Source organism: Leisingera sp. ANG49 (assembly GCF_059694505.1).
This window is the reverse complement of the sequence record NZ_JCATZN010000004.1, coordinates 162,151-180,004: the sequence shown is the minus strand read 5'-3', so window position 1 is coordinate 180,004 and position 17,854 is coordinate 162,151. Positions and strand designations below refer to the sequence as shown.

Genomic DNA, 17,854 nt, shown 5'->3' with positions numbered 1-17,854 from the left:
CTTGCCGTTCTGCTGTCCGCGCATCATAAGGGGCGGGAGGCAAATTTTCAATTAAACCCGTGTTGGGGAGATCCAAGTGACCTATGACGACCTGGTGCCCGTGATCCGCCGCCTGGCCATCGAAGCCGGTGCGAAGATCATGGAGATCTACAATTCCGACGATTTCGACGTGAAGGTGAAATCCGATGACAGCCCGGTGACCGCAGCGGATGAAGCCGCGGATGCGCTGATCTCTGCCGGCCTGCGGGCGGCCTTCCCGGATATGATGCTGGTCACCGAGGAGCAGGCTGCCTCGCACAAGGAGCGCGGCGACACCTTCCTGATCGTCGACCCGCTGGACGGCACCAAGGAATTCATCCACCGCCGCGGCGATTTCACGGTGAACATCGCGCTGGTGGAAAAGGGCGTGCCGACCCGCGGCGTGGTTTATGCGCCGGCGCGGCAGCGGATGTTCTTCACCCTGGCCGATGGCAGCGCGGTGGAGGAAACCGGCGCCTTCGATCCGGAAACCATCGGCGAGACCCGCCCGATCCGGGTGGCCGACAGCGACAATTCCGCGCTGATGGTGGTGGCATCGAAATCGCACCGCGATCAGGCCACTGATGACTACATCAACAAATACAGCGTTAAAGACAGCAAGAGCGCGGGTTCCTCGCTGAAGTTCTGCCTGGTGGCCACTGGCGAGGCGGATATCTACCCGCGTGTCGGCCGCACCATGGAGTGGGACACCGCCGCGGGTCATGCGGTGCTCGCGGGCGCTGGCGGCAAAGTGGTGCGTTTTGACGATCATTCCCCGCTGAAATACGGTAAGGAAGGCTACGCGAACCCGTTCTTTATCGCCTATGCTCCGGCTGTGGAGCTGAAGGAAGCCTGATGTCCGTCCTGATCGTCATTCCCGCCCGCTATGCCTCGACCCGCTATCCCGGCAAGCCGCTGGTGCCGCTGACCGGCGCCACCGGTGAAAAACGCTCGCTGGTGGAGCGCTCCTGGCGGGCGGCCTGCTCGGTTCAGGGTGTGGACCGGGTGGTTGTGGCCACGGATGACGATCGCATCAAACAGGCCGCGGAGGGTTTTGGCGCCGAGGTGGTGATGACCTCGGAATCCTGCGCCAACGGCACCGAGCGCTGCGCAGAGGCCCATGCAGCACTGGGCGGCGGCTATGAGATCGTGGTGAACCTGCAGGGCGATGCGCCGCTGACCCCGCACTGGTTTGTCGAAGATCTGGTGGCCGGGCTTAAGGCGGCCCCTGGCATGGGGCTGGCAACGCCGGTGCTGCGCTGCAACGGCGAAACGCTGAACAGCCTGCTGGCGGACCGGAAAGAAGGCCGGGTCGGCGGCACCACGGCAGTATTTGCCGCGGACCACAGTGCGCTCTATTTCTCCAAGGAGTTGGTGCCCTATTGCGGGCATGCCTACGGGGATGGCGAAAACACGCCGGTCTTTCACCATGTTGGTGTCTATGCCTACCGCCCGGATGCCTTGGCAGCGTATCCTGATTGGGATACAGGCCCGCTGGAACAGCTCGAAGGGCTGGAGCAGCTGCGGTTTCTGGAAAACGGGCGCAAGGTGCTGTGTGTTGAGGTCGAGGCGCGCGGCCGCGAATTCTGGGAGCTGAACAACCCGGAAGATGTGCCGCGGCTGGAAGCCATGATGAAGAAGATGGGGCACGAATGAGTGCAGTATGGTAACGAGAAACGGAACAATCGGGCTGCCGCCAAAGTGCGGCGGCAGGGGGCAGCGAGCAGTTGCTTTACAATTTATTGGAGACCGCCGGGTATGATGCGCGTCAGCTTCGCTGCGTCTCATGCAGGTGCAGGCGTCCAGGCCGGAATTTGAGTACAGAGAGAACAGCATGCGTAAAAAAGTAACCAAGGCGATTTTTCCCGTCGCTGGCCTGGGAACCCGGTTCCTGCCGGCAACCAAATCCGTACCGAAAGAAATCATGACCCTGGTCGACCGGCCGCTTGTGCAATACGCCATCGACGAGGCGCGCGCCGCCGGGATCAAGGAGTTCATCTTTGTCACCTCGCGCGGCAAGGGCGCGCTGGAAGATTATTTCGACCATTCGCCGGTTCTGGAACAGGAGCTGCGCAAGAAGGGCAAGGACGAGCTTCTGGAGATCCTCAAGAGCACCGACATGGAATCCGGTGCTATTGCCTATCTGCGGCAGCATAAGGCGCTGGGCCTGGGCCACGCGGTCTGGTGCGCCCGGCGCCTGATCGCTAACGAACCCTTTGCGGTGATCCTGCCGGATGATGTGATCGCGGCTGAAAAGCCCTGTCTGCAGCAGATGGTCGAAGCCTATGAGGAAACCGGCGGCAACATGGTTGCGGCGATGGAAGTGCCGCCGGAGAAGACCTCGTCTTACGGTGTGCTCGACGTGAAGGACGACATGGGCCGGGTGGTTTCCGCCAACGGCATGGTGGAAAAGCCGAAAGCCGAAGAGGCGCCGTCGAACCTGGCGGTGATCGGCCGTTATATCTTGGCGCCGTCGGTTCTGAAGAACCTCAACAAAATGAAGCAGGGCGCAGGCGGCGAGATCCAGCTGACCGATGCGATTGCCGAGGATATTGCCCAGGACGTGCCGGTTTACGGCTACCGTTTCAACGGGCAGCGATTCGATTGCGGCTCCAAGGCGGGTTTCCTGCAGGCCACCGTGGCCTTTGCGCTGGCGCGGGATGAGCTGCGCGATGACCTGATGAGCTACATCACCGAGATCACGCAGGTCGGCAAGGCCGCGCAGTGACCAACTGGCCGCCCTTCCCGGGGGCGGCCCAGCATGGGGCAGAGACAGTGACCAATATCCTTGTGACCGGCGGTGCCGGATACATCGGCTCGCACGCCTGCAAAGCGCTGAAGGCGGCGGGCTATACGCCCGTGACCTATGACAACCTGGTGACCGGCTGGCAGGACGCGGTGAAATTCGGCCCCTTCGAGCAGGGCGACCTGAACGACCGCGCGCGGCTGGATGAGGTGTTTGCCAAGTACCAGCCGGCCGCGGTGATGCACTTCGCTGCCCTCAGCCAGGTGGGCGAAGCGATGAGCGAGCCGGGCCGCTACTGGGCCAACAACACCGGCGGGTCGCTGAACCTGATCGAGGCCGCGGTGGCGGCGGGATGCCTGGATTTCGTGTTCTCCTCGACCTGCGCCACCTATGGCGAGCACGACAATGTGGTGCTGGACGAAAACACCCCGCAGCTGCCGCTGAATGCCTATGGCGCGTCCAAGCGGGCGGTGGAGGATATCCTCAAGGATTTCGGCGCCGCGCACGGTCTGCGGTCGGTGATCTTCCGCTATTTCAACGTGGCGGGTGCCGACCCCGAGGCGGAAGTCGGTGAGTTCCACCGCCCTGAGACCCATCTGGTGCCGCTGGTACTGGATGCGGTTGCGGGAAAGCGTGACGCGCTGACCATTTTTGGCACCGACTACGACACCCCGGACGGCACCTGCATCCGCGACTATGTGCATGTCTGCGACCTGGTGGACGCGCATGTGCTGGGCCTGAAATGGCTGGAGGACGGCAACGGCAGCCAGGTGTTCAACCTGGGCACCGGCTCGGGCTTCTCGGTGCGCGAGGTGATGGACAAGGCGGAAACCGTGACCGGGCAGAAAGTACCCTGCACCACGGGCCCGCGCCGGGCCGGCGACTGCACCAAGCTGGTGTCTGGCTCCACCCGCGCGGTCACCGATCTGGGCTGGGAGCCGCGCCGGTCCAGCCTGGAAACGATGATCGCTGACGCCTGGAAATGGCACAAGACAGGCCACTACGAGCGCTGACAATGACCAGGCCCGCCGCCCCAGATCTGCCGCCTTTGGGCCTGACCGGGGCCTACCGGATGCGGTGGAAGCGGCGGCGGATGCTGTGGCGGGCCCTGCGCGCGCGCCGCCAGATGCAGAAACTGGCGGACCGGACCCGGCAGATCCCCGGGGACGGTGTTCTAGTCTTTGCCGTACTGCGCAACGAGATCACCCGGCTGCCCTATTTCCTGGAGCATTACCGGCGGCTGGGGGCCGCGCATTTCCTGTTGGTGGACAACACCAGCGATGACGGCAGTGCAGAGCTGCTGGCGGAGCAGCCGGATGTCTCGCTGTGGCGCACTGAAGGCAGTTACCGGGACACGCGGTTTGGCCTCGATTGGCTGGGCTGGCTGCTTATCCGGTACGGCCACGGGCGCTGGTGCCTGACCGTGGATGCGGATGAGCTTCTGGTTTATTCCGGCATGGAGGATCACGGGCTCGGCGCGCTGACGCAGCGGCTGGAGCAGGAGGGGCGCGACGGCTTTGGTGCGCTGATGCTGGATCTGTATCCCAAGGGACCGCTGGGGGCGCAGAGCTATGCGCCGGGACAGGATCCGTGCGAAGTGCTGGAGTGGTTCGATGCCGGACCATACCGCTCGGTGCGGCAGCAGCCGATGGGCAATCTTTGGGTGCAGGGCGGCGTGCGGGAGCGCGTGTTTTTCCCGCAGGAACCGGAGCGGTCACCGACGCTGAACAAGCTGCCGCTGGTCCGCTGGAGCCGGCGCTATGCCTATGTCAATTCAACCCATTCACTGCTGCCGCGGCGGCTGAACGGGCTGTATGACGGGCCGGGCGGTGCCGCACCTTCCGGCGTGCTGCTGCACACGAAGTTTTTGCCAGAGATTGTTGCCAAATCGGCAGCCGAAAAGCAGCGGCAGCAGCATTTTCACACACCGCAGCTGTTCGGGGGGTACTATGACCGGATCATCGAAGCGCCGGATATGTGGCATGCCGGGTCTGTGCGGTACCGCGGCCCGGAGCAGCTGGCGGCACTGGGGTTGATGACACCGCTGGAATGGTGACGCAGGGGCGGGATCCTGCTGACTGTTGCAGGGGCGCCGTACGCCCGCGTAACTGTTTCTAAATCCGTTGTTAATAGACTGTGCGCGTGACATATTGCGCGGAAGCCCGGAACAGGTCCTTGGCGGACTGGCCGGGCGGGGCGCTCCTGGGACAGTGGTTTGGAGTAATCGTGGGGCTTTGGGATTCTTACCGGATGCGGTTGCGGCGCAAGCGGCGGCTTGTGCGCGCGGTGCGCAAATCCGGTGAGCTGTCGCCCGTTCAGGACAACACCCGCACCATCCGCCCCGGGGATATCCTGCTGGTCTGCACCATGCGCAACGAGCAGATCCGGCTGCCGTATTTCCTGCAGTACTACCGCGGCATGGGCATCAACCATTTCCTGTTCGTGGACAATGGCTCCACCGACGGCACAGCCGACTACCTGCGCGGGATGGAAGATGTGTCGCTGTGGCACACCATCGCCAGCTACAAACGCGCCGGATACGGCATCGACTGGATGAACTACCTCAAGCGCAAATACGCGCATGGGCACTGGGTGCTGGTGGTCGATCCGGATGAGTTCTTTATCTACCCGTTCTGCGACACAAGGCCGATCCGGGCGCTGACCGACTGGCTGGACAATTCGGCGATCCGCAGCTTTTCGGCGATGCTGCTGGATGTCTATCCCAAGGGCCGGATCAGCGAAGTGCCGTATCAGGCCGGGCAGAACCCGCTGGAGATCGCCCATTGGTTCGACAGCGGCAATTACACCATCAGCCGCAACCCCGAGTACGGCAACCTGTGGATTCAGGGCGGCCCGCGGGCGCGGGTGTTCTTTGCCGATCAGCCCAAGAAAGCGCCGGCGCTGAACAAGATCCCGCTGGTCAAATGGCACCGACGCTATGCCTATGCCAGCTCCACCCACGCGCTGCTGCCGCGCGGGCTGAACCAGGTTTATGAAAGTGATGGCGGCGAAAAGGCCAGCGGCGCGCTGCTGCACACCAAGTTCCTGGATACCTTCACCGCCAAGGCCGCGGAGGAGCTGGTGCGCGGCCAGCATTACGGCGGGTCTGCGGAGTACAAGGCCTATGCCGCGAAGCTGGCGGAGCAGCCGGAGCTGTGGTGCAAGTGGAGCGAGAAATACATCAACTGGCGCCAGCTTGAGATCCTGGGGCTGATGTCCAAGGGGAACTGGGCATGAGCGCGGTCGGGGTTGTCATGCTGGTGCATACGGCGCTGGAGCGGGCGGCCCAGGTGGTGCGCCACTGGACCGCCAGCGGCTGCCCGGTGGTGCTGCATGTGGACCGCAATGTCAGCCGCGAGAGGTTCACCCGCTTCCGCCAGTCGCTGGAGGGCAACCCGCTGGTGCGCTTTTCCGCCCGCCACCGCTGCGAATGGGGCACCTGGGGCATCGTCGCCGCCTCGCAATCGGCGTCGGAGGTGATGCTGGCGGAGTTTCCGGACGTGCGCCATGTCTATCTGGCCTCGGGCTCCTGCCTGCCGCTGAGGCCGGTGCAGGAACTGGCCGGCTATCTGGCCGCGCGCCCGAATACCGATTTCATCGAAAGCGCCACCACCGCGGATGTGCCCTGGATTGTCGGCGGCCTCAGCCATGAGCGTTTCACGCTGCGCTTTCCGTTTTCGTGGAAGCGGCACCGCTACCTGTTCGACCGCTACGTGGACCTGCAGCGCAAGCTGCGCATCAAGCGGCGGATCCCTGTCGGGCTGGTGCCGCATATGGGCAGCCAGTGGTGGTGCCTGACCCGCAAGACACTGTCGGCGATCCTGCAGGACCCGGAGCGTCCGGTTTACGATGCCTATTTCCGCAAGGTGTGGATCCCGGACGAAAGCTACTTCCAAACCTTGGTGCGGCAGTATTCCAGCAATATCGAGAGCCGCTCCCTGACGCTGAGCAAGTTCGATTTTCAGGGCAAGCCGCATATTTTCTACGACGACCATCTGCAGCTCCTGCGCCGGTCCGACTGCTTTGTCGCCCGCAAGATCTGGCCGCATGCGGAGCGGCTCTATCAGGCCTTCCTGGCTGATCCGGCCGGCGCGATGAAGCGGACCGAGCCGACCCCTGGCAAGATCGACAGGATTTTTGCCAAGGCGGTGGAGCGGCGCACCCGCGGGCGGCCGGGCCTCTACATGCAGAGCCGGTTTCCCGGCCATGGGGCCGGGAACGGGGTCACTGCCAGCCCCTATTCTGTGCTGCAGGGATTCACCGAGCTGTTTGAGGATTTCGAACCCTGGCTGGCCCGCACAACCGGCGCTCGGGTGCACGGCCATATCTTTGCGCCGGAGGGGGCTGAGTTCTGCGAAAATCAGAGCCAGGTGAACGGCTGCCTGAATGGCAGCGCCAAGGTGCGCGACTATAACCCGGAGAGCTTTCTGACCAGCCTGATCTGGAACACCCGCGGCGAGCGCCAGTGTTTTCAGTTCGGGCCGCGGGACAATCAGGCCGTGAACTGGCTGGTGGCGCGGGACAACAATGCCCAGGTTTCAGTGATCAGCGGCGCCTGGGCGATCCCGCTGTTCAAGTCCAGCCGCGGTTTCGCGGAGCTGCGCCAGGAGGCTGCCAGGCTGCAGCAGCGCGAGGCCGAGCAGCTGCAGATCCTGCGCTCGCAATGGACCAAGGCACGGGTGCGGATCTGGACCATGGCGGAATTTGTGGAAGCGCCGATGGAGCCGTTGCAGACCATCGTGGACGAAATCGGCCCACTGGCTGCGCGGCACCTGGGCGAAGCACCGAGAATGACGGATCTTGAAGGCTTCGGGCAGTTCCTGCAGAATCTGAAGAACCAGGGCATGCATCCCTATCTGATGGGGGACTTCCCGGCCGGGCAAAGCCCTGCCAGCCCGTCCAAGCCGCAGCGTAAACCCTATCTGGTGCGATAATCCCTGATGTCTTCCTCTTCCTTTGATTACTTTGCCGTCTTTGCAGAAATGCGGACCGGCTCCAATTTCCTGGAGACCAACCTGAATGCCTTTGACGGGCTGACCTGTCATGGCGAGGCCTTCAACCCGCATTTCATCGGCTATCCGAACAGCACGGATATCCTGGGTGTGACCAGGTCGATGCGGGAAGCGGATCCTGAGCGGCTGATTCAGAAGATCAAGGCGGAACCGAACGTGCTTGGCGGCTTCCGCTATTTCCACGACCATGACCCGCGGGTGCTGGACCTGATGCTGGAGGATCCGCGCTGCGCCAAGATCATCCTGACCCGCAATCCGCTCGATAGCTATGTGTCCTGGAAAATCGCCAAGGAAACCGGCCAGTGGAAACTGACCAATGTGAAGCGGCGCAAGGATGCCAAGGCGCGGTTTGATGCGGCGGAGTTCGCCGCCCATGTCGGGGCTTTGCAGGACTTCCAGATCACCCTGCTGAACCGGCTGCAGGCGCTGGGGCAGACGGCGTTTTATGTGGCCTACGAGGATCTGCAGAGCGTTGAGGTGATGAACGGGCTGGCCCGCTGGCTGGGCGTCTCCCAGCAGCTGGAGGCGCTGGACGGAAGCCTCAAGCGGCAGAACCCGGCGCCGATGCTGGCCAAGGTGGCCAACCCGGACGAGATGCAGGAGGCGCTGGCGGGCCTGGACCGGTTCAACCTGACCCGGACGCCGAACTTCGAGCCGCGGCGCGGCCCGGCGGTACCGGGTTATGTGGCCGGGGTGGCAACGCCGCTGCTGTATCTGCCGCTGAAGGGCGGGCCGGAGGCGGAGGTGGTGCAATGGATGGCCGGACTGGACCGTGTGGCGCCGGAAGGGCTGATCCAGGGGATGAACCAGAAGCAGCTGCGCCAGTGGAAACGCGGCAACAAGGGGTTCCGCAGCTTTAGCGTCCTGCGCCACCCGGCGGCGCGGGCGCACGCAGTGTTCTGCCGCCGGATCCTGAATGCGGGCGAGGGCAGCTACCGTCAGATCCGCAACACGTTGCGGCGGCAGTTCGGCCTGCCGTTGCCGGAGGAGGGACCGGATGCGGGCTATTCCCGGGCGCAGCACCGGGAGGCGTTTGCGGGGTTTCTGGAGTTTGTCCGGGCCAGCCTGGCGGGGCAGACCTCGGTCCGGCTGGATGCGGAATGGGCCACGCAGAGTCAGGCGCTTGCCGGGTTTGCCGAGCTTGGCCCGCCGGATCTGCTGATCCGCGAGGATGAAATGGGCGAGGACTTGCCCGCGCTGGCCCGCAAGCTGGGCCGGATGGAGCCTGGGGCGGTGCCGGAAGCAGAACCGGAGATGCCGTTTGCGCTGGCGGATATCTATGATGCGGAGCTGGAGGCGCTGACCGCCTCGGTCTATCAGCGCGATTACCTGGCCTTTGGTTTCGGGCCCTGGCGGCAGGGCTGACCCTTCCGTTCCCGCTGCAAACTCAGCGCTCCCGCGCCCGCCGGATGTTCAGCGGTCTGAACAGCCGGAAGGGCCTTGGGCCTGGCGCCGCACGGCGTGCGGCGCGGGCTTGTTGCGGCGGCGGTGCCGGTTTTCAAGAACACATACCCTGCGGCCGCTGTTGCGCGCCGGGGCCGTGGCATCGTCGATGCCCGTGCCTCAGGCCGCCTGGACGGACTGGCCTTCTGTCAGGATGGTGTAGAGCGTGGCCGGGTCGTGATTGGCACGCAGCTTGGTGCAGAAGCTCTGCTCCCGCAGGGTGCGCGACACCAGCGCCAGCGCCTTCAGGTGTTCGACACCGGCGTCTTCGGGGGCAAACAGGGCAAATGCGATGTCCACCGGCTGACGGTCAACCGCGCCAAAATCCAGCGGTTTTTCCAAGATCAGGAATGTGCCGCAGACCTCGCTGATGGTGTCGAGCCGGGCATGCGGAAGAGCCACGCCGTGGCCGACACCAGTGGGACCGAGGCTTTCACGGTCCAGCAGCGCTTCGAGTGTGGGCTGGGCATCCAGGCCGTAGGCGGATTGAGCGACCTCTGCGATTTCTTGAAACAAGCGCTTCTTGCTTGAGACCGCTCCGATTACCCGGACGGCCTCTGGCTTGAGGATGCTGGAAATCTGCATGTGTCTGCTCCGTTCCGGCGCCCCTTGGGGGGCGCCGATGCCTTAGGTGTGTTTACGGATCGATCCAGCCGATGTTGCCGTCGTCGCGGCGGTAGACCACATTCAATCCGTCTTTGCCTTCATTGCGGAAAACCAGCACCGGGGCGCCCGCCAGCTCCATCTGCATCACCGCTTCCCCGACAGACAGGGAGGGGATACGGGTCTCCATTTCGGCGACGATGATCGGCTGCAGCGAGTCCGGCTCGGAATCCGCTTCCTCAGAGGCGAGGATATACGAGTTGGCGCCAAGATGTTCAACCGGCTCGCTGCGGTCCTTATGGTGATCCTTCAGGCGGCGCTTGTAGCGGCGCAGCTGCTTTTCCATCTTCTCGCAGCAGGCGTCGAAGGCCGCATAGATTTCGGTTTCGTGGGCTTTTGCCTGAGCACTCAGCCCGGTCGACAGATGGACGGTGGCTTCACACACATATTCATGCGCCGAACGGGAAAAGACCACAGTCGCGTCGGTGGGCCGTTCGGCGTATTTCTGAACGGCCGAACCGAGCTCGTTCTGCACATGAACCTGCAGAGCTTCGCCGATGTCGATCTGTTTGCCGCTGATTTTGTAACGCATGTGATCTCCTTCACAAATTATTGCGGCCGGGCCCGCCGCCAAGGCAAATCCTTGGCAGTGTCACGTCAGGTCCGGAACCGGGGGGCAGGCCAGCGGTCCGGTTGCATCCGTTCGGGCCTTGTCGCCAAGGCTGTTGTTCGGACTGCATCGGACTGCGCGTATGCCATAGGTCAATTCGACGGCAAGACAGCGGGAGAGTCAATGGATAACCGGAAAAAGAAACTGGGGTCTCCGGCGGTTTTCTGCAGCCGGCGGAAGGCGTGCAAGGGGTCAGGAAATGCGGAAGTTATCACCCAGGTAGACACGGCGGACGTTCTCGTTTTCCACCACTTCACAGGGGCTGCCGGACATCAGAACCTGGCCGTCATGCAGGATATAGGCACGGTCGACGATCTCCAGTGTTTCGCGCACGTTGTGGTCGGTGATCAGCACCCCGATGCCGCGTTTCTTGAGGTCGGCAACCAGATGGCGGATGTCGCCGACTGAGATCGGGTCAACCCCGGCAAAGGGTTCGTCGAGCAGCAGGTATTTGGGGTCGGCAGCCAGGCAGCGGGCGATTTCCACCCGCCGGCGTTCACCGCCCGAGAGCGCCAGCGCAGGGGCGCGGCGCAGGTGCTCGATCGAGAAATCTGACAGCAGTTCCTCCAGCCGTTCGCGGCGCTTGTGCTCGTGCTTTTGCGAGATATCCAGAACGGCGGAGATGTTGTCTTCCACCGACAGCCCGCGGAAGATCGACATCTCCTGCGGCAGATAGCCGATGCCGAGCCGCGCGCGGCGGTACATCGGCAGGCCGGTGACGTTCTGGCCGTCAATGCTGACGGTGCCCGCTTCGGGGAACACCAGCCCGGCAATGGCATAGAAACTGGTAGTCTTGCCGGAGCCGTTGGGGCCGAGCAGCGCCACCACCTCGCCGCGGTTCAGGGACATGGAAACGTCCCGGATCACCACCTTCTTGCGGTAGGATTTGCGCAGCCGTTCGATGCGCAGCCCGGAGGAGCCCTCGGTGACAGTCAGATCCGGTTTCGCCATCAGTTGCTGCCGCCGTTCGCATTGAGGATGGTTTTCACCCGGCCGGCCATGCGGGCGGTGCCCGAGGTGAGATTCACCTCCAGCCGGTTCGAAGCCAAGGTGCCGTTCTCCTGATTCAGCAGCACATTGCCGGTCATCACGATGGTGCCGCGGTCGATGGTGTATTCAGCGCGTTGAGCCTCGGCGGCATCCGGGCCGCTGACCAGCAGCACGTTGCCAGTCGCTTCCAGCCGTTCGATGCCGGCCTTGCCGCCGCTTTCGCCTGCCGTCTTGTAGATCACCAGAACCTTGTCGGCAGAGAGCCGCATGATGCCTTGCACGATCAGGACATTGCCGGTGAATTCAGCGGAGCCATCGGTCTGGTTGACGGCCAGATTGTCGGCAGTCACCTCAACCGGCTGGCTGGGGTCGGCCTTGACCGCGCCAAAGGCAACGGAGGCCGTTTGTGCCATTGCGAGGCCAGGAAACACCGCGAGCGGCAGGCAGAAAATCAATGCGCGCAAATAGGACACAGGTTATCTTTCCGGTTGCTGAGGTTCATATAGCAGCTTCACCCCGTTTTTGAACAGCATATGGACCGGACCGCCTTCGGTTTTTGCACTGATCTGCATGTTACCTGCGGTCAGCTTGCCGATTGCGCCTGTTGCGCGCACCGGACCGGGGCTGCTGGCCTCAAGCCCGCTGAGGGCGGTGTTCAGCTCTTCGGTCTCGACAACCAGGCCATCCGCGGAGGTGATGGTCACATGGCCGGTAAAGCGCGCCATGTCCTGGCCGGGGTGGATGGCACCGGTTTCGGAGGCAAGGGTGATCCTGCCGCCCTCAGCCAGCCGGAACTCTGCCGAGAGGTCGCTGGCAACCGCCGGGGCGCCTTCGCCGCCGGGGCGGGCCAGAGCGGCGGTGACCATGATTTCGTCGCCCTGTGCGGTGGTGCCGGAAAAGAACGGCGCGGTGACCTGCTGGCCTTTCATCCGGTCCTCGATATCCCTTTGCGCAAAGGGGATCACCGCATCGGTGTTCACGCCGCGGGAGATCAGGAACAGGGTCGACAGCAAGACCAGGGCTGCCAGCGGCAGCAGCACCTTGAGGTAGGCGACGGCTCTGGAATGGCTGTCCATGCTATGCTCCCAGGTCCCCGTGTCAGCCCAGTCCTGCGCGCAGGCAGTCGTGGATGTGGAGAAGGCCTTCGGCCTTTTGGCCGTTGTCCGGATCGACCACGAACAGGCAGGTGATCTTGCGCTGGTTCATCACCGCGACGGCCTCTTGCGCCATGGCGCCGGGGGCGATGGTGGCGGGGCCGGTGGTCATCACCTCGGCCGCGGTCTTGTCCAGCAGCCCGTCCATGTGGCGCCGCAGGTCGCCGTCGGTGATGATGCCTGCCAGCGAACCATCGGCGGCAGCAACGCCGGCCACGCCAAATCCTTTCTGGCTGATTTCGATCAGGGCGTCTGCCATCGGGGTGGTCTCGGACACCAGCGGCAGCGCGTCATCCGCGTGCATCAGGTCGCGCACCTTGCTGAGCTGGGCGCCGAGCTTGCCGCCCGGGTGAAAGTCGCGGAAGTTTTCCGGGCGGAAATCGCGGTGCTTCATCAGCGCAATGGCCATCGCGTCGCCCATCGCCAGGGTCAGCGTGGTGGAAATGGAAGGCACCATACCAAAGCCGCAGGCCTCGCCCATCGAAGGGATCTGCAGATGGACGTCCGCTTGCTTCATCAGCGTGCTGTCCATCTTGCTGGACAGCCCGATCAGCGGAATCCCGAACCGTCGTGTGAAGGCCAGCAGGTTGGCCAGTTCCGGCGCCTCGCCAGAGTTGGAGATCGCCAGCACCACATCGCCGTCCGACAGCATCCCCAGATCGCCGTGGCTGGCCTCAGCCGGGTGCACGAAATAAGCTGGGGTGCCGGTGGAGGCGAGAGTCGCCGCAATCTTGTGGCCGATGTGGCCGGATTTGCCGATGCCGCTGACGATGATGCGGCCCGTGGCCTCAAGGATCAGCTGCACCGCTTCGGAAAAGCGCTCGTCCAGGCTCTCGGCCAGGGTGTTCAGCGCCTTGGCCTCATCGGTGATCACCTGCCGCGCGGTGACGAGGAATTTTTCTGTATCGGTCATGAGTGGGCAAAGATGTCCGTTTCGGGCCAGCCGGCAAGGTCCAGCTTGGCGCGCGTGGGGAGGAATTCGAAACAGGCCTGGGCCATTTCAGTGCGGCCTTCGCGGGCCAGGCGCTTGTCCAGTGCCGCGCGCAGCTTGTGCAGGTGCAGAACGTCCGAGGCCGCGTAATCTAGCTGCGCCTCGGTCAGTTCTTCGGCGCCCCAGTCGCTCATCTGCTGCTGTTTGGAGATGTCAATGCCAATCAGTTCCTGGGTCAGGTTCTTGAGGCCGTGGCGGTCGGTATAGGTGCGCACCAGGCGGCTGGCGATCTTGGTGCAGTAAACCGGCGCGGCCAGGGCGCCGAAGGCGTGGTGCATCGCCGCGATGTCGAAGCGGCCGAAATGGAAGAGTTTCAGCACGTTGGGATCTTCCAGCATCCGGCACAAGTTGGGGGCTGCGGTCTGGCCCTTCTCTACCTGCACGATATGGGCATTGCCGTCGCCGCCCGACATCTGGATCACGCAGAGCCGGTCTCGGTGCGGATTGAGCCCCATGGTTTCGCAATCGATGGCGACAACGGGTCCGAGGTCCAGCCCGTCCGGCAGGTCGTTCTTGTACAGGTGATTGGCCACTGAAAGTCCCTTTTGATTATGATCGCGGCGGCAGGGTCTGGTGAGGAGATAGGCGCTTTGCCCGCCAAACTCAACTGTGCCGTAGAAAGGGGCCGGGACCTGGAAATGCCTGAAGGCAGATGCCCTGCGCATGGGGCCTGCGCAGGGTTGCGGGCCAACGGCCGCTAATACATGAAGCCATCTACTCTAAGGCTGCTTAGATGAACGTCCTCAAGCAGGATTGAGCTGTTGACGCCAGTGGAAATCAAAACGCCCTCTGCTGTATTGGAAGCGGTGGCCCGCAGATCCGCAAAATTGTTCAGCGCGCCAACGCCGGAAAGATCAACAGTTTCTCCATCAGTACTGCCGCTGAAATCAGTGATCCGGTCGCGGCCATGATGCTCCCGAAATACGAACAAGTCACTGTGGTCGCCACCGGTCAGCGTGTCGTTGCCATAACCACCGTTCAGGTGGCCGGATCCTCTCCCGACAAAGAGCCGGTCACCCCCGCCGCCGCCGACCAGCGTGTCGCTGCCATTTCCGGCAAAGAGCCTGTCATGGCCAGCTTCTCCGAAAAGCAAGTCATGCCCTATGCCGCCAACGAGTTTGTCGCTGTGCTGGCCTCTGAGAAGATTGTCGCGGCTATCATCGCCAAAGAGGTTGTCGCTTCCATGTCGATCTTCAAACAGGTCGTGGCCATTGGCACCGGTCGGCCGATCGCTGCTATAGCCGCCGATGAGTCTTTCATTCTCGTCTGCACTAGTAAGAGTGTCATGCACGCCGATGCAATGGATAGTGTCATTACTATTTCGGCCCTTTGCAAAATCGGTACCGCCATTTGAGCGGATGGAATTGGAAGCTCCATTGCCGGACACTCTGTCGTTTCCTGAGCCGGAAATAGGGTTTTCGACAAAAGCAACCGCACGCATTGATGCGCGATCAGCAGAAAACTGTTTCTGTTCGGGAAATGGTGCCCAGGAGAGGACTCGAACCTCCACGTCCATACGGACACTAGCACCTGAAGCTAGCGCGTCTACCAATTCCGCCACCTGGGCAGGTGTCGTGAGACGGGCGTATAAGCGGAGTCGCAGGCAGCGTCAAACGGAAAATGTGCGACTTTGCCAGATTTCCGGAAAATTTGCCTGCCGATCGTTTTCCCAAGTGAAACCAGTGCGTTGACGGCAGCATCCAGGAATTTGCCTATGCGGAATTCCGGGTTTCGGTTTGATCCTGCGCAAAGTGGCGGATTCGTAAAAGGGGCATAGGAAAGTCATGAAACAGATTGACCGCCTCCAAGCCCTTGGGCTGTTCGACAGCCGGGTGCCCCGCTACACCTCTTATCCGACCGCACCGGTGTTTTCTGCAGCCGTTGGTGCTGCGGAGCAGGCCCGCGAGCTGCAGGCGCTGGATCCGGATGTGCCGGTCTCCGTGTACCTGCACATCCCGTTCTGCGAGCGGCTGTGCTGGTTCTGCGCCTGCCGCACGCAAGGCACCCAGACGCTGAGCCCGGTGGAGAGTTACATCGGCACGCTGGAGCAGGAGCTCAAACTGGTGGCGCCGCTCTTGCCCAAGGGGTTGCGGATGGGGCGGATGCATTGGGGCGGCGGCACTCCGACCATCCTACCGCCGCATCTGATTCACCGGCTGGCGCAGGCGGTGAAGGCGGTGTTCCCGCATACGGAGGACTGGGAGTTCTCGGTGGAGATCGACCCGACCATGGTGGACCGGGACAAGATCGCAGCGCTGGCCGCGGAAGGCATGAACCGCGCCAGCATCGGCATCCAGGACTTCGATCCGCTGGTGCAGCAGGCAATCGGCCGGGCGCAGCCGTTTGAGGTGACCAAGGCTTGTGTCGAGGATCTGCGCGCGGCGGGGATCAATTCGCTGAACGCTGATCTGGTCTATGGGCTGCCGCATCAGACGCAGGCGCGGATGGCGGATACGGTGGAGAAGGTGCTGAGCCTTGATCCCGACCGGCTGGCGCTGTTCGGTTACGCGCACGTGCCTTGGGTGGCCAAACGGCAGAAGCTGATCAAGGAGGAGACGCTGCCCGACGATCTGGCGCGCTATTATTTGGCCGGGCTGGCGGCGGAGAAGTTTGCTGAGGCCGGGTTTGCGGCAATCGGCATCGACCATTTCGCCAAACCCGGCGACGGGCTGGAGGTTGCGGCCCGCACCGGCCACCTGCGCCGGAACTTCCAGGGCTACACGGATGACACCTGCCCGACGCTGATCGGGTTCGGGGCCTCGTCAATCTCCCGCTTTGCCGGCGGCTACATCCAGAATGCGGCGGCAACGCCTGCATATGTGCAGCGGGTCGAGGCCGGGCAGCTAACCGGCGCGCGCGGCCATGTGATGAGCCAGGACGACCTGCTGCGCGGCCGTGCCATCGAGATGCTGATGTGCGAATTCCGGCTGGACCGGGCGGAGCTGTTGCAGCGCTTTGGAGATCTGGCGGCAAGCCTGGATGCAGAACTGGCGCAGATCGCGGCCCGCTTTGGTGACCTGGTGCACTTGGATGACGAAGCTCTAGAGATCCTGCCCGCGGGCCGTCCGCTGACCCGGATCATCGCCAGCAGCTTTGACGCCCATGTGCCTGAGGGCGTGCGCTACAGCCGGGCATCCTGAAACAGGCAAGGGGATTCCTGTCTGTTGCCGGGCCTCCTGCCGGAGGCCCCTCACAGTTGGGCGTGGCGCTGTGCTGTCGCACAGCGCGGCTTTCCTCAATGAGCACGCTGCTTGCCGGTGCGTGGTCAAGGACCGCGTTTGCCGGCGACTCACGGCGCGGCCTGCCTTTCATCGGGTTTTCGGCTGAACAGGCAGCGCAGCTGCCGGGCGCAAGGCCGCCAAGGAGTTCCGGCGCAGCCGGGGCACCTGCGGGTGCAGGAGTGCCCGGCCAAGAATTTGTCAGCTGTCCTTTACCAGCCGGAACCCCAGGTAATCCGGCGGCAGCCCGACGGCGCAGCCGCCAACGCTGGCGTCGCGGATGAAGTCGATCACCACTGCCCGGTGGCGGCCGCCGGTGATGCGGGCGCTGCAGTAAGGATCGCCAAGTTTGAGGCTGCCGTCCTTGCTGACCTCACCGTTCTGCATGCAGCCGCCGGTCCATTCCCAGATATTGCCGCCAAGGCCTGTGAGGCCGTTGCTGTTGGCGCCCGGCTCGCTTTTCGGGTCCTGTGCCGGTCCCGGCAAGCCGCGCAGCGTGACGCCGCGGGCGTATTGGCGCAGCCAGCGCTGGGCCGGGTCGCCGCTATCGGCTTCGACCACCTCGTCGCCGAAAATCTCCGCCGCAGCGAGCTGCCATTCCGCCTCGTCCGGCAGGCGCCAGCTCTCGCCGGTCTCCTTGGAATACCATTGGGCATAGGCGGTGGCGTCGTGCCAGCTGACATGGGTTTGCGGCTGGCTGCCCTCTGCCGGGGTGCTGTCCGCTTCCTTGCAGGCGCCCGCTGCCACGCAGGCCGCATATTCCGCGCCTGAGACCTGATGTTTCATGATTTCAAACGCCGCAACAGGCCGCTGCTGTTCCGGAGGCACCACGCTTTTGCCGTTGCGGTGAAAGTTCCCGATCGGGCGGTAGGCGATTGTGTCTGCGGCGATGACAACGGTTTCGGTCAGTGGCGCCGGGTCCTTGACCGTCGAAAACCAAAGGCCCGGAACACCAATTGCGGCGGCAAGCCCGGCGGCGATCAGCTCAGCTTTCATGTCAGCGTCCCTT

The 17,854-nt window shown here is 63.4% G+C and carries 18 protein-coding genes and 1 tRNA gene; 9 read left to right on the top strand and 10 right to left on the bottom strand.

Annotated elements, in window-relative coordinates; genetic code table 11:
- Nucleotides 1-76: 76 nt before the first annotated feature.
- The 8 genes from cysQ (at nt 77) to AC58NV_RS14715 (ending at nt 9,141) form a co-directional block, all read left to right on the top strand.
- Entirely contained in the window at nt 77-874 is a 798-nt protein-coding gene (gene cysQ / locus AC58NV_RS14750) for a 3'(2'),5'-bisphosphate nucleotidase CysQ (protein WP_497227795.1), read from the top strand.
- A complete protein-coding gene (locus AC58NV_RS14745; protein ID WP_497227794.1) occupies nt 874-1,674 on the top strand; it encodes a 3-deoxy-manno-octulosonate cytidylyltransferase in 801 nt (266 codons plus the stop codon). The genes cysQ and AC58NV_RS14745 overlap by 1 nt, the downstream gene beginning before the upstream one ends.
- Before the next feature lie 178 nt (nt 1,675-1,852).
- On the top strand, nt 1,853-2,746 hold the full coding sequence (gene galU, locus AC58NV_RS14740) for a UTP--glucose-1-phosphate uridylyltransferase GalU (protein WP_497227793.1): 894 nt from the start codon (nt 1,853-1,855) through the stop codon (nt 2,744-2,746).
- A 47-nt stretch (nt 2,747-2,793) separates the two neighbouring features.
- Nucleotides 2,794-3,777, top strand: coding sequence for a UDP-glucose 4-epimerase GalE (gene galE, locus AC58NV_RS14735; RefSeq protein ID WP_497227792.1), 984 nt, complete (start codon nt 2,794-2,796; stop codon nt 3,775-3,777).
- A gap of 2 nt (nt 3,778-3,779) precedes the next feature.
- The gene (locus AC58NV_RS14730) at nt 3,780-4,820 is read left to right on the top strand and encodes a glycosyltransferase family 2 protein (protein ID WP_497227791.1); all 1,041 of its coding nucleotides are present in this window, start codon (nt 3,780-3,782) and stop codon (nt 4,818-4,820) included.
- 194 nt (nt 4,821-5,014) lie between these two features.
- Nucleotides 5,015-6,001, top strand: coding sequence for a glycosyltransferase family 2 protein (locus AC58NV_RS14725; protein ID WP_497228151.1), 987 nt, complete (start codon nt 5,015-5,017; stop codon nt 5,999-6,001).
- The gene (locus AC58NV_RS14720; protein ID WP_497227790.1) at nt 5,998-7,698 is read left to right on the top strand and encodes a DUF5927 domain-containing protein; all 1,701 of its coding nucleotides are present in this window, start codon (nt 5,998-6,000) and stop codon (nt 7,696-7,698) included. Before AC58NV_RS14725 ends, AC58NV_RS14720 begins: the two co-directional genes overlap by 4 nt.
- Before the next feature lie 6 nt (nt 7,699-7,704).
- Nucleotides 7,705-9,141, top strand: a complete 1,437-nt coding sequence (locus AC58NV_RS14715; protein ID WP_497227789.1) for a sulfotransferase family 2 domain-containing protein — start codon at nt 7,705-7,707, stop codon at nt 9,139-9,141.
- 198 nt (nt 9,142-9,339) lie between these two features.
- Here AC58NV_RS14715 and AC58NV_RS14710 read toward each other — a convergent pair whose 3' ends face one another.
- The 9 genes from AC58NV_RS14710 to AC58NV_RS14670 form a co-directional block, all read right to left on the bottom strand.
- Nucleotides 9,340-9,804 (bottom strand): PTS sugar transporter subunit IIA, encoded by a 465-nt coding sequence (locus AC58NV_RS14710; protein ID WP_019297586.1) that lies wholly within the window; start codon nt 9,802-9,804, stop codon nt 9,340-9,342.
- A 52-nt stretch (nt 9,805-9,856) separates the two neighbouring features.
- On the bottom strand, nt 9,857-10,414 hold the full coding sequence (gene hpf / locus AC58NV_RS14705) for a ribosome hibernation-promoting factor, HPF/YfiA family (protein WP_366660251.1): 558 nt from the start codon (nt 10,412-10,414) through the stop codon (nt 9,857-9,859).
- A gap of 270 nt (nt 10,415-10,684) precedes the next feature.
- Complete coding sequence (lptB, locus tag AC58NV_RS14700) at nt 10,685-11,443, bottom strand: LPS export ABC transporter ATP-binding protein (protein ID WP_497227788.1); 759 nt, start codon at nt 11,441-11,443, stop codon at nt 10,685-10,687.
- Entirely contained in the window at nt 11,443-11,895 is a 453-nt protein-coding gene (locus AC58NV_RS14695; RefSeq protein ID WP_366660249.1) for an LptA/OstA family protein, read from the bottom strand. Before AC58NV_RS14695 ends, lptB begins: the two co-directional genes overlap by 1 nt.
- A 63-nt stretch (nt 11,896-11,958) precedes the next feature.
- Nucleotides 11,959-12,558 (bottom strand): LPS export ABC transporter periplasmic protein LptC, encoded by a 600-nt coding sequence (gene lptC / locus AC58NV_RS14690; RefSeq protein WP_366660248.1) that lies wholly within the window; start codon nt 12,556-12,558, stop codon nt 11,959-11,961.
- A 22-nt stretch (nt 12,559-12,580) separates the two neighbouring features.
- Entirely contained in the window at nt 12,581-13,549 is a 969-nt protein-coding gene (locus AC58NV_RS14685; protein WP_497227787.1) for a KpsF/GutQ family sugar-phosphate isomerase, read from the bottom strand.
- Entirely contained in the window at nt 13,546-14,160 is a 615-nt protein-coding gene (locus AC58NV_RS14680) for a ribonuclease D (RefSeq protein ID WP_497227786.1), read from the bottom strand. The genes AC58NV_RS14685 and AC58NV_RS14680 overlap by 4 nt, the downstream gene beginning before the upstream one ends.
- Nucleotides 14,161-14,324: 164 nt before the next feature.
- Nucleotides 14,325-15,143 (bottom strand): calcium-binding protein, encoded by an 819-nt coding sequence (locus tag AC58NV_RS14675; RefSeq protein ID WP_497227785.1) that lies wholly within the window; start codon nt 15,141-15,143, stop codon nt 14,325-14,327.
- Nucleotides 15,108-15,194: transfer RNA gene (locus AC58NV_RS14670), tRNA-Leu, on the bottom strand. The genes AC58NV_RS14675 and AC58NV_RS14670 overlap by 36 nt, the downstream gene beginning before the upstream one ends.
- Nucleotides 15,195-15,411: 217 nt before the next feature.
- Here AC58NV_RS14670 and hemN point away from each other — a divergent pair.
- Entirely contained in the window at nt 15,412-16,767 is a 1,356-nt protein-coding gene (gene hemN, locus AC58NV_RS14665) for an oxygen-independent coproporphyrinogen III oxidase (protein ID WP_497227784.1), read from the top strand.
- A gap of 279 nt (nt 16,768-17,046) precedes the next feature.
- Here the strand turns inward: hemN and AC58NV_RS14660 are convergent, their stop codons facing one another.
- On the bottom strand, nt 17,047-17,841 hold the full coding sequence (locus tag AC58NV_RS14660) for an SUMF1/EgtB/PvdO family nonheme iron enzyme (RefSeq protein ID WP_497227783.1): 795 nt from the start codon (nt 17,839-17,841) through the stop codon (nt 17,047-17,049).
- Nucleotides 17,842-17,854 lie beyond the last annotated feature (13 nt).